We start from the raw sequence: 14,407 nt of genomic DNA, 5'->3' as shown, positions 1-14,407 counted from the left end.
CAAATGAAAAAGTATATTGAGCTTAGGCTAGTTAAAATACTTGCTGTTTTTTACGGCTTTATTGTACTGCTATCCTTTTCCAAGAGGATATTTATGCTATATAAAAAAGGCCGTTTAGAGAATGTTGATTGGGGTATCTTAATATTTGGGCAAACATTTTCAGATTGGTTGTGCGTAATGATTTATATGGTAGTTGCTGCTGGGATTACAAAAAAAATGTTTGAAGTAAACTTAAAGTATGCTTACATAATTTTAATTCATATAGTATTAGGTTTTTTTATGAGTTGGTATTTACTTGTAGCTATCGGAATTATGCAACTGATAGCTGGAACTATTACTTATGAAATAGTTGTAGAACACATATCTTCATTTGAACATTTCATGACTATTGTTGATGTAAATTTAATTACCTACTTCTTTATGGCCGGTATTATTTATATCTACTATTATGTAAAAAAGCTTAGAGAAACAGAGATACAAAAAGGTAAATTAGAGAATCAGTTGGTATCAACAAAAATGCAAATTTTAAAAGCGCAGCTTCAACCACATTTTTTATTTAACACATTAAATTCCATATCATCACTAATAAAGTCAGACCCTGATGAAGCTCAAAACACATTGGTTGATTTGAGTGAATTACTAAGAGAAATTTTATATTTCAAAGAAATTAACCTCATTCCTTTTGAAACAGAATTATCGCTTTTAAAAAGGTATATAAATATTATGTTGACTCGTTTTTCGGATCATCTATCAATTGAATTTGATATTTCTGAAGAACTAAAAAACGCTTTAGTTCCAAGTATGCTATTGCAGCCAATTATAGAGAACTCTATAAAGCATGGGTATTCGCAAAGAATTAAAAATTTAAAAATTCTTTTAAAAGCGTATAAATCTGAAGATAAGTTAATTATTGAAATGTCAAATAATGGCAAACCCTTTTTAAAACCACTAAATGAGGGGCATGGCATTAAAAATACTCAAAATAGATTATCTACATTATTCGGAGATGACCATGAATTTTATTTTTTAAATTTAAAAGAAAAGAAATTTGTTGTTTTAACTAAAATAGTAATCCCTTTTATAGAAAATACTAATAAGAAAACAACACCTCCATAAGTTTATTGAAGATATTAACAAGTTAATTTGATTCATATTAATACTTGTTTATATCTATTAATTGTCGGTTTGCATCATAAAACATAATTAATCTAAGGTAGAGCCTTATCATTATACTAAATTAGATAGTTAATGTTATCGCTATGACTAAATATTCCATATTTATTTTACTTTTTCTATGCCTCTTCTCTTGTAAACAACCAGGTATTGATCCAGAAAATCATATTCTGGCTGAGAATGTTAATGCTCATATAAAGGAATTAGCTTCCGATAATTTTCTAGGGAGAAAACCAGGAACTTTAGGGGAGGAAAAAACTACAGAATATATAAAATCTCAGTTAGAAAGATTAAATATTAGTCCGGGATATAAGAATAGCTATTTTCAAGATTTTACAATAAAAAAGGTTAAGTATTTAGATTGTAACGACCTGGAGATTACTACTAGAGGCATAAGTAAATCATATAAATTTAAAAAAGATTTTTTTGCAAGTACATCATTTAAGTTAAATGATGATGTGAAAATTGATAGTATAGAAATGGTTTTCGCAGGTTTTGGGATTGTAGCGCCTAGTAATAATTGGGATGATTACAAAGCTGTAGATGTAAAAGGTAAAGTGGTAGTTGTTCTTAATAATGACCCAGGGTTTTATATGGATAATCCTAACCTTTTCAGAGGTAAGCAACCAACATTTTATGGTAGTTTAAAATATAAAAAAAGAGAAGCTCTTAAAAGAGGTGCAATTGGTTTGTTAGTCATTCATGATAAGGTGGTTGATTATAATACGTTTGATATTCAAAAAGATGCGCCTCTTTTTGTTGAAGGAGAAGAAGAACTTGCTTCTGACGGTTTACAGTTTTCAGGATATGTTACAACATCTTTAATGGAAAGTCTGATACCAAATTCTGATTACGTTAAAAAAGCTCTTAGCAAAGACTTTTCTATTTTCTCCTTAAACTCTAATGTTTCCTTATCTCTTAAATCAACAGCTACAGATTTTATTAAAACAAAGAATGTTATTGGTTTTATAGAGGGTTCAGAAAATCCTGATGAATATGTTTTGTATACAGCACATTGGGATCATATAGGAACAAGAGATGCAAGTTTAGGTAAAGACTCAATATATAATGGTGCCGTTGACAATGCTACCGGAACAGCCATGCAGTTAGAAGTTGCAAATGCTTTTAAGAAACTAAATAATAGACCAAAAAGATCTATAGTATTTTTATTTACTTCTGCAGAAGAAATGGGGCTTTTAGGTGCTGAATATTATGCAAATCATCCTGTTTACCCGCTAAATAAAACGGTTTGTGTCATTAATGCTGATGCGAGTTTTCCCGTTGAAAGGATGAAAACTGTTATAAATGTGATTGAAGGGTTTACAGAAATGGATTCGCTGGTAAATATAGCCGCTTCAAAATTAGGAAGAGAAATTTATAAGGGAAATGGTGAAATGCCTCCAAACAATGTTTTTAAGCGATCGGACCATTATCCGTTTGTAAAAAAAGGAGTTCCGGCGGTTTGGAATATTGGTAATTTTAATCCAATGAATGGAGATGAAACAGAAACAGAAAAGATAGGTCAGTTTGTAAGATCACATTATCATAAAGTTACAGATGAGTATTACGAAGGGTTTAATTCTGCCAATATTGTGTTTGATGCTCAACTTAACTTTCTAACTGGTCTGGAAGTAGCAAATTCTAACCTTTGGCCCAATTGGAAGCCTAATTCTGAATATAAGATCATTAGAGATAAAAGTCTACTTGAAAACTAAAACCTGATTTATGAAAAAAACAATACTTCTTGGGTTATTTATGTCAATGTATTTAAATATTGATGCACAAATAGATACTGTTGCTGTGAAAACAATTGAAGGTACAGTAAATAAGATGCTTGAGATAATCTCAGGTGATATTGATGAACCCAGAGATTGGGATAATTATAGAAATTTATTCTTGCCTACTGCTAAAAAGTATATTCTATACCCAAATGCAAAGAATCCTAATAATAGAACCCGTGCTATGAATTTAGAAGAGTTTATTAGAATAGTAGGGCCATCGTATAAAAAAAATGGTTTTGAAGAGATAGAAATCGGGTTAACGATTAACGAGTTTAATGGAATTGCCAATGTCTTTCAATGTTATTATGCTAAAAATTTAAAGGGTACATATGAACGAAGAGGTATTAATAGTTATCAACTGGTCTTTATTAGCAATAGGTGGTGGATTGTAAGTACAACTTGGGCAAATGAAACATCTGAAAACAAAATCCCGAATAAATATTTAAAAGAGGGATATCAAAATTAATTCATTATAAAATGAATTGGTTGTAAAACAAAAATATCAACAAAATGAAGGCATTAAAATTTATTGCAATTATTTATATAATTATAGCTTCTGCCAGCATTCAGTTAAATGCACAATCTAAGGAGGTTGCATATTCTAATGACACGAAAAGCGTACAGAATCTTTTGGACGCTTATTATGATTGCATTTCAGGGCCAATAGGAGAAAAAAGAGACTTTGAACGACTCAGAAACATGTTTCATCCAACTGCTAAATTCACTTATAGTTACTGGAATGAAGATGAAACAGAAGCTTCTGTATTAGTATTCAAAACAATTGATGAATATTTAAGCAAACTCAATTATATGGATAAGAAAGGGTTTTACGAAGAAGAAATTTCTAATACGCAAAATCAATTTGGTTCTGTTATACAAGTATTTAGTTCTTATAAGTATCACTCTCAGGATAATAGTATTAAACCAGGAAGAGGAATTACGAGTTATGAGATATTTTTTGACGGCAAACGATACTGGTTTACATCAATGTTTTGGATGGCCGAAAATAAAAAATATAAGATCCCTGAAACCTATTTAAAGGATTAAGTTATCAGTTTAAGCATGAAAGCATTTTTTTGGAATAAAGAAGAAAAGCGAATTAGAGCACCTTACAGGGTTTTTATTCTAATAGTATTGACTGCTATTTTTGCAAATATTCTTTCATTGGCATTTGATGATTTAAATGAATTATTAGAGAAATCGTTATTGAATTTTCTAATAATGACAGCAATATTACTTTCAATATATATAGTTGGTACTTTTATAGATAAGAGAAGATGGGTAGATTTTGGAATTACTTTACTACCAGTCAAATCTTTCTTTTCGGGAGCATTTCTAGGAGCTTTTTTGGTGACTCTTATTTTTGGTCTTATGTATTTACTTGGTTGGTTAGAGATAAATGATTTAGGGTATAATAAATTTTCAACTTATCCATTCCTACTAATTTTTATAGGTCAAATTTTCAGGTATCTATGTGGTAGTGTTTTTGAAGAAGCCTTTAATAGAGGGTATTTGTTAATAAATATTGCAGAAGGATTAAACGGAAGATTGAGTAATTCTAAATCGGTTTTGATTTCATATATACTTACATCTTCAATTTTTGGAATTCTCCATTTAGGAAATGATAATTCTTCATTGTTGTCTACTATTAATCTAATATTACTAGGCTTGCTTTTTGGTTGGGTAGTTGTAAAAACTGGGAAATTAAGTTTTGCGATTGGACTACATGCCTTTTGGAATATATTTCAAAATAATGTTTATGGAGGCGCTAATAGTGGTAAAGAAACGATAGTATCGATATTTACTTTTGAAAATTCAGGAAATATATTATGGACCGGAGGTGATTTTGGAATAGAAGGTAGCTTACTTACTACCATTATTATATCACTTACATTATTAGTTATGATGCGTTCTGAAATTTTTGGAAATAATAAGTTCAATCAAAAAATCTTAAAAAAATAAAAAGAAGAGCAAATCAAATAATTCTGATTTGTCCAAGAAGTATTAAAGGCAAGATTTGAATCATAAAAGTTTCTATTGATTTATATTATTCTATTTGCGTAATATTTGTATTGTTTTTGTACCTCTTATGTTATAACCATTAAAAATAAAGAGAAGTTATTTTTTGTATCGGAAAGTAATTAGATGCGACAGAAATGTTGTTTTTTATGTACTCAAAAAATCTATAGTAGATAGTCTATAACTACTTCCGATAGGAATTTCTATTTTACCAATTTCAATATCATTTTTAGTGTAGGCTGTTATTTTATTACTGTTTACAATATAAGAACGATGTATTCTTAGAAATTTATCATCAAGACTTTTCTCAAAAGAATGCAAGCTTTGTTTTGTTAAGTGACTATCATTTTTAACAACAATCTTTATGTAATCCTTAACACTTTCAATATATAATATATCATTAAAAAATACTTTGACTTGCTTTCTTTCTTTTCTGATAAAGACATAATCATTTTTTGTTTTGTTATTAGCTATTGTCAGGGTTTCAGAAGTTTTTTTAAGCTCTAAAAATTTTTCTATTGCTTTGAAAAAACGCCCGAACGTGATAGGCTTTAGAAGATAATCAATAGCATTAAGCTCAAATCCATCCAGCGCAAAATCTCGATAAGCTGTCGTGAATATTACTTTTGGTTTGTATATTAGATTTCTAAAAAAATCAGTGCCTCTTAAAACAGGCATTTCAATGTCTAAAAAAAGTAAATCTACCTGTTGCGCTCTTAGTATTTTACTTGCTTCAATTGCACTTTCACAAGAAGCGACTAACTCAAAATTGTCTAATCGAGTCAAATGACTTTTAATGAGTCCTCTGGCAAGCGCTTCGTCATCGATAATTACACATTTATACTTCATTCTTATTGTAGTCTTAATGTTACTTGGTGACAATCCTTTTCGTTTCTTATTATTAATTCATATTTATTCGAATACAATAATTCCAATTGTTGTTTTACATTCCTGAGCCCCAAAGGATCCTCCTTTTTTAAATTATTTTTATGAGTATTAGTTGGCTTTGAGTTGTAAATTGAAAATATAATATCTTCATTGTCTATTTTCAGGGAAATTTTAATTTCAGCCTTTTTCAATTCTTGTGATACGCCATGCTTAAAAGCATTCTCTATAAAAGTTAGTAACAAAAGAGGAGCAATTTTTACTTCTGCTACAACTGAATATGTGAAATTTACTTTAATACGATTTCCATAGCGTACTTTTTCCAAAGATAGATAGTTCTCTATTAGTTCTATTTCTTTTTGGATCGATACATAATTCTCCTTACACTTATAAAGAATATAATCCAAAATACCTGAAAGACGTTCAATTACTTCTGGTGCCTTATCCGACTTATCCAATGTCAAAGCATAAAGATTGTTTAAAGTGTTAAATAAAAAATGCGGATTTAATTGATGTTTTAAAGCGGTAAGCTCGGCGATTTTTTTTTGCTCATTCAATTTTGAGAATTTTTGTTGATTCTTGTAGAATCGAATCATCAATAACAAAGCGGTAGGGGTAAGATATAAAATAGATTTACTCAAAAAAGCAGAAAAATGCGTCAATCTATCCCAAAATGGTACTACGGCAAGGCCTCTATGTTTCTCGTCATAAAAACTATAATACTCCACATCAAAATAAAAAACCCTAATAGATTGATCGAATGTATATACCATATACAATGAGATAAACATCCAGAAGATGAATAAAATTGTTTTTTTTCGATTTAAAAATCTAGGAAGCAATACATAAATACAAGTATAAGCAATAATAATTTGTGTGAATACAAGGAGTCCGTAAAATTTTAATATATGTTTATAATCAGCAAAAAACACATTGGTATCGTTTACTGACAATACAAAATATCCATATACGACTAACCAAAACAGTAGGTGCCTCAAAATCGGCCTTTCAAAATATGTAAGTAGTCTATTCATGTCTCATCTTAAGGCATAAAAATAACTTTTATTTTCTTTCTTGAAGTTCATCGTCTACCGAATAACATATACAGGCGATGAATATTCTAAAACTAGCCATAAAGCACTTACAGCTTCTCTGTAGATGAAGATAAATGATGTAGCAATAGATCTTTCTCTGGATTTTTCAACTCCATTATTTAGTTGCGTGTATTTTTATCTCATCAACATTTAAAGCTCTTGAAAAAAGCTGTATCTCGTCTATTGCTCCTTCAAAAGGTAATTTTTGATGCCCTTTAGCACCATGAAGTGTTGAACCTATGACACATGCATTCTTGGCTAGCATAGTATCAGGTTTCCAGTTATTCTCAAAAGTACCGTCCATTTGAACGCCGTCAATAAATATTTTGATATTATTTTTAGAAAGAGTATCTCCTTTAGCTCCAGACCACACAGCGATAATACTATGCCAACCATCAGCTTCAACAGTACCTTCCAAAGTAGTAAAACCATTTCCTCGTGTGTCTGCAAACCTGAATTGGTTTTTTCCTGTAGTCCAAAGAACAAATTTATCACTACACGCTAAAATATGTTGATGTAGATTTAGAGTAGAAACTTTCATCCAAACTGCTACCGTAATAGGGCCATCAAGATCAAAATTTTTATGATCGGGAAGAACCACGATATCTGCAAGAGTAGAAAACATACGAGCTTTACCGAAGAATCCTAATGTATCAAGATTTCTTAAAGTTTTGCCATGATTTTCAAAAGGACCAAAATCTTTCAATAATCCTGTACTAGTATAAGTTTCAAAATCGTAAGACGCCACTAAACCATCTGATGAGATCCATTTTGAACCAGTTTTGTTCTGATCTGAGACTCCGGTATATAGATACTGCCCCATAGTAACGGTGGAGAAAAGTAAAAACTTAGTTGTAAAAAATATCAATAACATACTTGCTTTTTTCATACCAATAATTTTATTAATCATAATCTAACTTCTTTAAATTGTTTAAAGGATAATATTTAGTTTTTCAATTATATGTGCATAATCTTTTTTTCAAAAAGAGTTTTGTAATCATATATTACAATTAGATAACAAGATTTGAAATTCAAACTTAGATTAATAAATGATTGAAAAAAGATTAAGTAGACCAATCGCTATAAACCGCAAACATATGATAAGTATAAGCATGTAAAATATAACTATTTTATTTTACCATTATTGAATCGAATTGTTATAACTCTTCAATAAACAGATTTAATATTTTCTTGTACTTTCTACAATAAAAACTTCTTGAGTAATCAAGAATAAATAAAATTATTAAATATGGTGGTGTAAAATATAGTATATAACTATTAAGTAGAGATATAGTTTCTTTAAGGCGAACGATGTATAAAGAATATTTTCTTAATGATTATTATGAATAAGATAGAGGTTTTATAATAGAAATCTTTTGCTTTATCAAGAAGATTAAATGATAAGCTATTTTAAAAGTGCATTAACATTCATTTTATAATGTTTGCCTATAGGAATTGTATCATTATTAACTATTAATCGATTTCCTTCTATGTTCTTAATGTACTTAATAGCTACAACAAATGATTTATGAACTTGTATAAAACTACCTTTAGGTAAAATTTCTATTAAATCAGAAATTTTTTCTCTAACAATAATAGTTTCTGATAATGTAATTACTTTAATATAATTTCCAGAAGCCTCAATATATAGAATGGTATCAGTACTAACTTGTGTGTGTTTTTTATTGGAACGCAGAAAAATACTTTTTGTATCTGAATCGTTTTCGTTTAAAGAAATAGTCTGCTCCTTAGATTTTAAGTTTATTGCCTTATTTACAGCCTTTAAAAACCGTTCAAAACTAAAAGGTTTTAATAAATAGTCAATAACATTAAGCTCATAACTTTCTAATGCAAATTCACTGTATGCAGTAGTTACTATTACTTTAGGTGGTGATGGCAATGTTTTTAAAAAATCAAACCCCTTAAGTTTAGGCATATTAAGATCTAAAAAAATAAGATCCACTTTATTTTTACTTAAATATTCAAGAGCTTCAATAGCATCATAGCAATGTATCATAAATTGCATATTGGGCAATAAATCACAATAATCTTTAATGATATCGTGTGCTATATGCTCGTCATCTATAATGATATATTTGATCATAAATTTTTAATATTCAATGTTGCACTATACACATTATCTAATTCAGAAACGGTTAAAGTATGATTCTTTGGATAAACCAATTCTAATCTACGCTTTAAGTTTTTAAGCCCTATTCCTGTTTCTTGCTTTTCTTGAGTCGAATCAAAATTATTTTCAATTTCAAAATTAATTTGATCATTTTCAGCTGTCATATTGATATAAACATAAGCATTCTCTCGTAAATTCTCTACGCCATGCTTAAAAGCATTTTCTAAAAGTATTATATAAAGTAACGGCATTATTTCAATACTATCATCTTTAATATTGTGATTAAATACAATATCAATAATTTTATGATAGCGCATTTTATGAAGTTCTATATAATTTTCTAAATAAGTAATCTCTTGCGATAGTAAAACAGTATCTTTTTCGCCATCATAAATACTATAACGCATCATATCAGAAAGTTTCAGTATGAGTTTTTGAGCTTTCTTAGAATCTCTATCCACTAAACCATAGAGGTTATTAAGCATATTAAAAAAGAAATGTGGATTAACCTGACTTTTTAAATGCATTAATTCTGTTTTTGCTTTTTCATTTTTTAACCGAATAATTGATCTGATTTGTTTAAATAACCAATGTGAAATTGTAATAAATACAATCATGGAATAAAATGCGATAAACTCTACAAACCCTTCAAGTTCACCAAAAGTATCATTGAATATAACAATGATTAAACCAACAAGAATAAGCGCTATTTTATAAATGCGCTTTATTATTATTTTCTTTTTATCGGATATTTTAAAAAACATAAATCAATATTAAACAAATAAAACACCTAGAACAAATTAGTTGACAAACATTATCTAATTAGTGATAAACTAACGTAAAGGTGTTTTAAAAGACTTTCATGACTTAAAATAATGTGTTCATTCCTTATAAATCTGTTTATGTCACTAGTCTTTTTTTAAGATTAAAAACGCTTATATGTTTGTTTCCATCAATTATAAAAGCGAACAGTATGGAACTCATTATTGACAATCTTTCTAAAACATATTCTAATGGTGTAAAAGCACTAAACAATGTTTCTTTAAATATTCCTAAAGGCATGTTCGGGTTACTAGGACCTAACGGAGCAGGGAAATCTTCATTAATGCGCACATTGGCAACATTGCAAGAAGCTGATGAAGGCGCAGTTACTCTAGATAACTTAGATGTACTTACTCAAAAAAATGAGGTGCGCAAAGTTCTGGGTTATTTGCCACAAGAGTTTGGATTATATCCTAAAATATCTGCTGAAGTATTATTAAATCACCTAGCCGTTTTAAAAGGAATCACAAATAAAAATGAACGAAAAGAAATTGTAAAAGCACTTTTACACAAAACAAACTTATATAAAGTAAGAGCTCAGAATTTAAAAGAGTTCTCTGGAGGCATGAAACAGCGCTTTGGTATAGCTCAAGCTTTACTCACTAACCCAAAACTACTTATTGTAGATGAACCTACAGCTGGATTAGATCCTGCTGAGAGGAACCGATTCTATAACTTATTAAGTGAGCTAGGGGAAAATACAGTAGTTATTTTATCCACTCATATTGTAGATGATGTAAAAGAATTGTGTACCAATATGGCTATTATTAATCAAGGAGAAGTGTTACTTAAAGGTAACCCTTTAAAAATAATACAAGAGATTGAAGGTAAGATCTATGAAAAACAAATTCATAAAAGCGAGCTGGAAGCGTATAAACAAGAATACAATGTTATAGGCGAGAGGTTATTTCTTGGCAAGCCTATTCTCCACATCCTAAGTGATGACAACCCTAGAAATGGCTTTAAATTGATAGAAGCTAGTTTAGAAGATGTATACTTTTCTCAAATCTTCGGTAATAATTTAAATAATACTATAAAGGCATAATTATGTGGTACGAAATATTCAAATTCGAAATTAAATACAGAATAAAACGCCCAGATACTTATGCATTCTTTGCATTTCTATTTCTATTCTCTATAGGAGGTGTAGATTTTATTTTTGAAGGAATGGATTTTAATATTATAAAAAGGAATGCGCCTATAACTATCGCTAGATCAATGGCTGCAATTACAGGTATTTCTTTAGTGATCGCATCTATGGTAATGGGAGTGCCTATTTTGCGAGATTTCGAATATAAAATAGAATCTCTAATGTTTGTAAACCCTATAAGGAAAAGAGACTATTTATTAGGTCGGTTTTTGGGTTCTTTTACGGTGTTGCTTTTTGTGTTTAGTGGTATGCTATGGGGTTTTACTTTAGGAGAATTTATGCCTTGGCATAAACCGGGTCATTTATTGCCATTTAACTTTCTAGCTTACTTGCAACCTTTCTGTTATATTGTTTTACCTCTTGTCTTTTTTGGAGCTGCAGTATTTTTTGTGACCGGTTTTTTAAGTAGAAAATTAATAGTAGTTTATACACAAGCTATTTTCATTTTTGTATTGTTCATGCTTACTAAGTCAATCGAAAATGAATTTTTACAAGCATTATTAGACCCTTTTTCTCTAACATCATTGACTGATATGGTAGAGGGTTGGTCAATAACTCAACGAAATTCACAATTGATTCCTTTTAACGATGTACTTTTATATAATAAATTATTTTGGGTAGCTATTGGTAGTGTTGTTTTAATAATTGGGTATTATAAATTCAATTTTAATGTGGTAAGAGATAAAGCCCATAAAAAAAGAAAAACACTATCATTAGATACATCTAATCATTTAGAAAACTTTGATACTAAAATACCATATGCGATAGTACATGAAAATATAAAAACACAATGTATTCAATTAATACACCATTCGTTATTTTATTTTAAATCCATACTTAAAGAAACAGCTTTTTGGGCGATAGTAATTTGTGGTATGATTATCATTATCATCAATTCTATTAGTTTAGGAACAGTCTATGGCGTTGACAGTTATCCTAAAACACATCTTATAGTTGGAGAGCTAAAAGAGATGTCAGGTTTTTTCTTCGCTATTATATTAATATTTTATTCAGGAGAACTTATTTGGAAAGAAAGAATAGTAAAATTAAATCTTATTTATGATGCTACACCTATATCCAATTTTATAAACTTATCAGGTAAATTTATAGGCCTGATATTAATTTATACAGTGTTAATGTTATCTTTGATTCTAGCAGGAGTTCTCTTCCAAACGGTTAACGGATATTATCATTATGAACTAGATGTCTATTTTTATGGCTTCTTTCTAGAAATGCTTCCCTTTTTAATACTTTATACTTTTGTTGCTTTTCTAGCTCAAGTATTGATGAATAATAAATTTACAGGAATTGTGGCGACCTTAATTCTTTTTGTAGGCACTATCATTTTAGGGTTTATAGGTGTAGAACATGATCTACTTAGCTTTGGAGGTAGTATACTAACATTTTATTCTGACATGAATGGTTATGGCCATTTTTTATTTCCTTATCTTTTGATAAAAACGTATTGGATATCTTTTTCAGTCCTTTTATTTATAGTCGCTACTGCTTTTGTCGTTAGGGGAACAGAAACCAGTTTTAAAATGAGATGGAGGTTAAGTAAATATCACTTAACAAAACCTTTATTAAGACTTGGAGTATTGGCGTTTTTGTTATTCTTTATAATAGGGACTTACATTTTTTATAACACCAATATTTTAAATACATATTGGACTAGCACTAAAGAATTGGAGTATAGAGCATCTTATGAAAAAACACTCAAAAAGTTTGAATACATACCGCAACCAAAAATAGTAGATGTGAATTTAAATGTTGAATTGTACCCTTCAGAACGTAATTATACGGCAGAAGGTTATTATATATTTCAAAATACTACTGAAACAGTTATTAATGAAATACATGTTCAAAAACTAATAGAATCAAATGTTACATTAGAATATGTCACTTTTAAAGATGGTGCAATAAAAAATAATGAATACGATGAGTATGGTTATTTTATTTATAAATTAAACAAACCATTACAGCCTGGGAATGATATTAGAATGAATTTTAAACAAACTTTTGAAACTAAAGGTTTTGAGGAATCTGGTTCTAATTCTAGTGTTGTTAAAAATGGAACTTTTTTTAACAATAAAAACTTTCCAACTTTAGGGTATAATCGAAGATATGAACTTCGTAATAGTGATGATCGAGCTGATTATCAATTACCGAAGAGATTAAATAAGGCAGCTATAGATAATTCGAAAGAATTGCTAAACGCGAGATCAGGGAGTGACTCCGACGGGATTAATTTTGAGATGGTAATTGGTACAGATAAAGATCAAACAGCCGTTGTGTCAGGAAAACTATTAAAACAGTGGGAAGAAAACGATCGTAATTATTTTCATTATAAAACCAATCAATCTATTATTGATTTTTATTCGATTGTTTCTGCGCAATATGAAATTAAAAAAGATATCTGGCAATCCAAACTTGATGAAACAAACCAACCAGTCAATTTAGAAATATATTATCATAAAGGACATGAGTATAATTTAAATAGAATGATGGAATCTATGAAAGCCTCATTTGATTATTACAGTGCTAATTTCACCCCATATCAGTATGAGCATTTGCGTATCATGGAATTTCCTCGATATGCAGAATTTGCGCAATCCTTTCCAGGTACAGTACCATTTTCTGAATCTATTGGTTTTGTGTTAGATATAGATGATGAAAAAGATGTAGATATGGCTTTTTATGTTACAGCGCATGAACTTGCACATCAATGGTTTGGTATGCAAATAGAAGCAGCAAATGTTCAGGGACAGTATTTTATATTAGAAACTCTATCACAATATGCTGCAATAATGGTTTTGGAACACTACTATTCTAAAGAAAAAGTACAGCAGTTTCTAGAGCTACAAAAAGAAAGATATGGAGAAGGAAAAATAAGAGAAGCATCGGAAGAACTACCTTTAGCATTGGTAGAAAATCAAGATTATATTTACTATGCTAAAGGAGCAATCAATATGTATACTTTGCAAGAAACTATAGGAGAAAAAAATGTAAACCTTGCTATAAAACGTTTTATTAATGATTGGGATACTAATAAAGGGAAACTAAAATTAAATACGAATAGGTATGCAACTAGTAAAGATTTATTAAACTACTTTAGAGAGGTTACTCCTGATGATTTGCAATATCTTATTACAGAGCTTTTTGAATCTGTTAATGAGTTGAAAGATTAAAATATAGAACTTAATTGTTATAATTCATTTTATTAAAAGGCTCAATTACTTTTTGTATTTGAGTCTTTTTTACATTATTTATAATTAGTTAGATATTATTTTAAAATCTAAGTTCGATTTTCATTGGCCTGGTCAACTTACTAGCAATAGAGCGCAAAACCCAG

Annotated in this window: 12 protein-coding genes; 7 read left to right on the top strand and 5 right to left on the bottom strand. The window is 29.3% G+C overall.

The window, feature by feature from the left end; all coding sequences use genetic code 11:
* The first annotated feature begins 3 nt into the window (after window positions 1-3).
* The 5 genes from D1817_11110 to D1817_11090 all read left to right on the top strand — a co-directional run bounded on the left by D1817_11110 (window position 4) and on the right by D1817_11090 (window position 4,916).
* Complete coding sequence (locus D1817_11110) at window positions 4-1,116, top strand: histidine kinase (GenBank protein AXT20412.1); 1,113 nt, start codon at window positions 4-6, stop codon at window positions 1,114-1,116.
* Between the two features lie 143 nt (window positions 1,117-1,259).
* On the top strand, window positions 1,260-2,888 hold the full coding sequence (locus D1817_11105) for a M20/M25/M40 family metallo-hydrolase (GenBank protein AXT20411.1): 1,629 nt from the start codon (window positions 1,260-1,262) through the stop codon (window positions 2,886-2,888).
* 46 nt (window positions 2,889-2,934) lie between these two features.
* On the top strand, window positions 2,935-3,420 hold the full coding sequence (locus D1817_11100) for a hypothetical protein (protein ID AXT20410.1): 486 nt from the start codon (window positions 2,935-2,937) through the stop codon (window positions 3,418-3,420).
* Window positions 3,421-3,464: 44 nt separating this feature from the next.
* Window positions 3,465-4,001 (top strand): hypothetical protein, encoded by a 537-nt coding sequence (locus tag D1817_11095; protein ID AXT20409.1) that lies wholly within the window; start codon window positions 3,465-3,467, stop codon window positions 3,999-4,001.
* Window positions 4,002-4,016: 15 nt separating this feature from the next.
* Entirely contained in the window at window positions 4,017-4,916 is a 900-nt protein-coding gene (locus tag D1817_11090; GenBank protein ID AXT20408.1) for a CPBP family intramembrane metalloprotease, read from the top strand.
* 204 nt (window positions 4,917-5,120) lie between these two features.
* Here D1817_11090 and D1817_11085 read toward each other — a convergent pair whose 3' ends face one another.
* From D1817_11085 to D1817_11065, 5 genes are all read right to left on the bottom strand, one after another.
* Complete coding sequence (locus tag D1817_11085; protein AXT20407.1) at window positions 5,121-5,822, bottom strand: DNA-binding response regulator; 702 nt, start codon at window positions 5,820-5,822, stop codon at window positions 5,121-5,123.
* Window positions 5,823-5,824: 2 nt separating this feature from the next.
* Window positions 5,825-6,892, bottom strand: coding sequence for a hypothetical protein (locus D1817_11080; protein AXT20406.1), 1,068 nt, complete (start codon window positions 6,890-6,892; stop codon window positions 5,825-5,827).
* 175 nt (window positions 6,893-7,067) lie between these two features.
* Complete coding sequence (locus D1817_11075) at window positions 7,068-7,862, bottom strand: LamG domain-containing protein (protein ID AXT20405.1); 795 nt, start codon at window positions 7,860-7,862, stop codon at window positions 7,068-7,070.
* Between the two features lie 495 nt (window positions 7,863-8,357).
* Window positions 8,358-9,056 carry a DNA-binding response regulator gene (locus tag D1817_11070; protein ID AXT20404.1) on the bottom strand — a complete coding sequence of 233 codons (699 nt, stop codon included), beginning with the start codon at window positions 9,054-9,056 and terminating at the stop codon, window positions 8,358-8,360.
* Window positions 9,053-9,847, bottom strand: a complete 795-nt coding sequence (locus tag D1817_11065) for a sensor histidine kinase (protein AXT20403.1) — start codon at window positions 9,845-9,847, stop codon at window positions 9,053-9,055. The genes D1817_11070 and D1817_11065 overlap by 4 nt, the downstream gene beginning before the upstream one ends.
* 209 nt (window positions 9,848-10,056) lie before the next feature.
* Between D1817_11065 and D1817_11060 the strand changes: the two genes are divergently transcribed.
* A complete protein-coding gene (locus D1817_11060) occupies window positions 10,057-10,950 on the top strand; it encodes an ABC transporter ATP-binding protein (GenBank protein ID AXT20402.1) in 894 nt (297 codons plus the stop codon).
* Window positions 10,951-10,952: 2 nt separating this feature from the next.
* Window positions 10,953-14,243, top strand: coding sequence for a peptidase M1 (locus tag D1817_11055; protein ID AXT20401.1), 3,291 nt, complete (start codon window positions 10,953-10,955; stop codon window positions 14,241-14,243).
* The last annotated feature ends 164 nt before the right edge of the window (window positions 14,244-14,407 follow it).

The sequence above is a fragment of the Flavobacteriaceae bacterium genome (assembly GCA_003443635.1).
Classification (GTDB): domain Bacteria; phylum Bacteroidota; class Bacteroidia; order Flavobacteriales; family Flavobacteriaceae; genus AU392.
The sequence above is the reverse complement of the archived record's forward strand: the minus strand, read 5'-3'. Positions and strand labels throughout refer to the sequence as shown.

Coding starts and splice junctions, on each gene's coding strand:
- D1817_11110 (AXT20412.1), top strand. CDS start 4: ATGAAAAAGTATATTGAGCTTAGGCTAGTTAAAATACTTGCTGTTTTT.
- D1817_11105 (AXT20411.1), top strand. CDS start 1,260: ATGACTAAATATTCCATATTTATTTTACTTTTTCTATGCCTCTTCTCT.
- D1817_11100 (AXT20410.1), top strand. CDS start 2,935: ATGTATTTAAATATTGATGCACAAATAGATACTGTTGCTGTGAAAACA.
- D1817_11095 (AXT20409.1), top strand. CDS start 3,465: ATGAAGGCATTAAAATTTATTGCAATTATTTATATAATTATAGCTTCT.
- D1817_11090 (AXT20408.1), top strand. CDS start 4,017: ATGAAAGCATTTTTTTGGAATAAAGAAGAAAAGCGAATTAGAGCACCT.
- D1817_11085 (AXT20407.1), bottom strand. CDS start 5,822: ATGAAGTATAAATGTGTAATTATCGATGACGAAGCGCTTGCCAGAGGA.
- D1817_11080 (AXT20406.1), bottom strand. CDS start 6,892: ATGAATAGACTACTTACATATTTTGAAAGGCCGATTTTGAGGCACCTA.
- D1817_11075 (AXT20405.1), bottom strand. CDS start 7,862: ATGATTAATAAAATTATTGGTATGAAAAAAGCAAGTATGTTATTGATA.
- D1817_11070 (AXT20404.1), bottom strand. CDS start 9,056: ATGATCAAATATATCATTATAGATGACGAGCATATAGCACACGATATC.
- D1817_11065 (AXT20403.1), bottom strand. CDS start 9,847: ATGTTTTTTAAAATATCCGATAAAAAGAAAATAATAATAAAGCGCATT.
- D1817_11060 (AXT20402.1), top strand. CDS start 10,057: ATGGAACTCATTATTGACAATCTTTCTAAAACATATTCTAATGGTGTA.
- D1817_11055 (AXT20401.1), top strand. CDS start 10,953: ATGTGGTACGAAATATTCAAATTCGAAATTAAATACAGAATAAAACGC.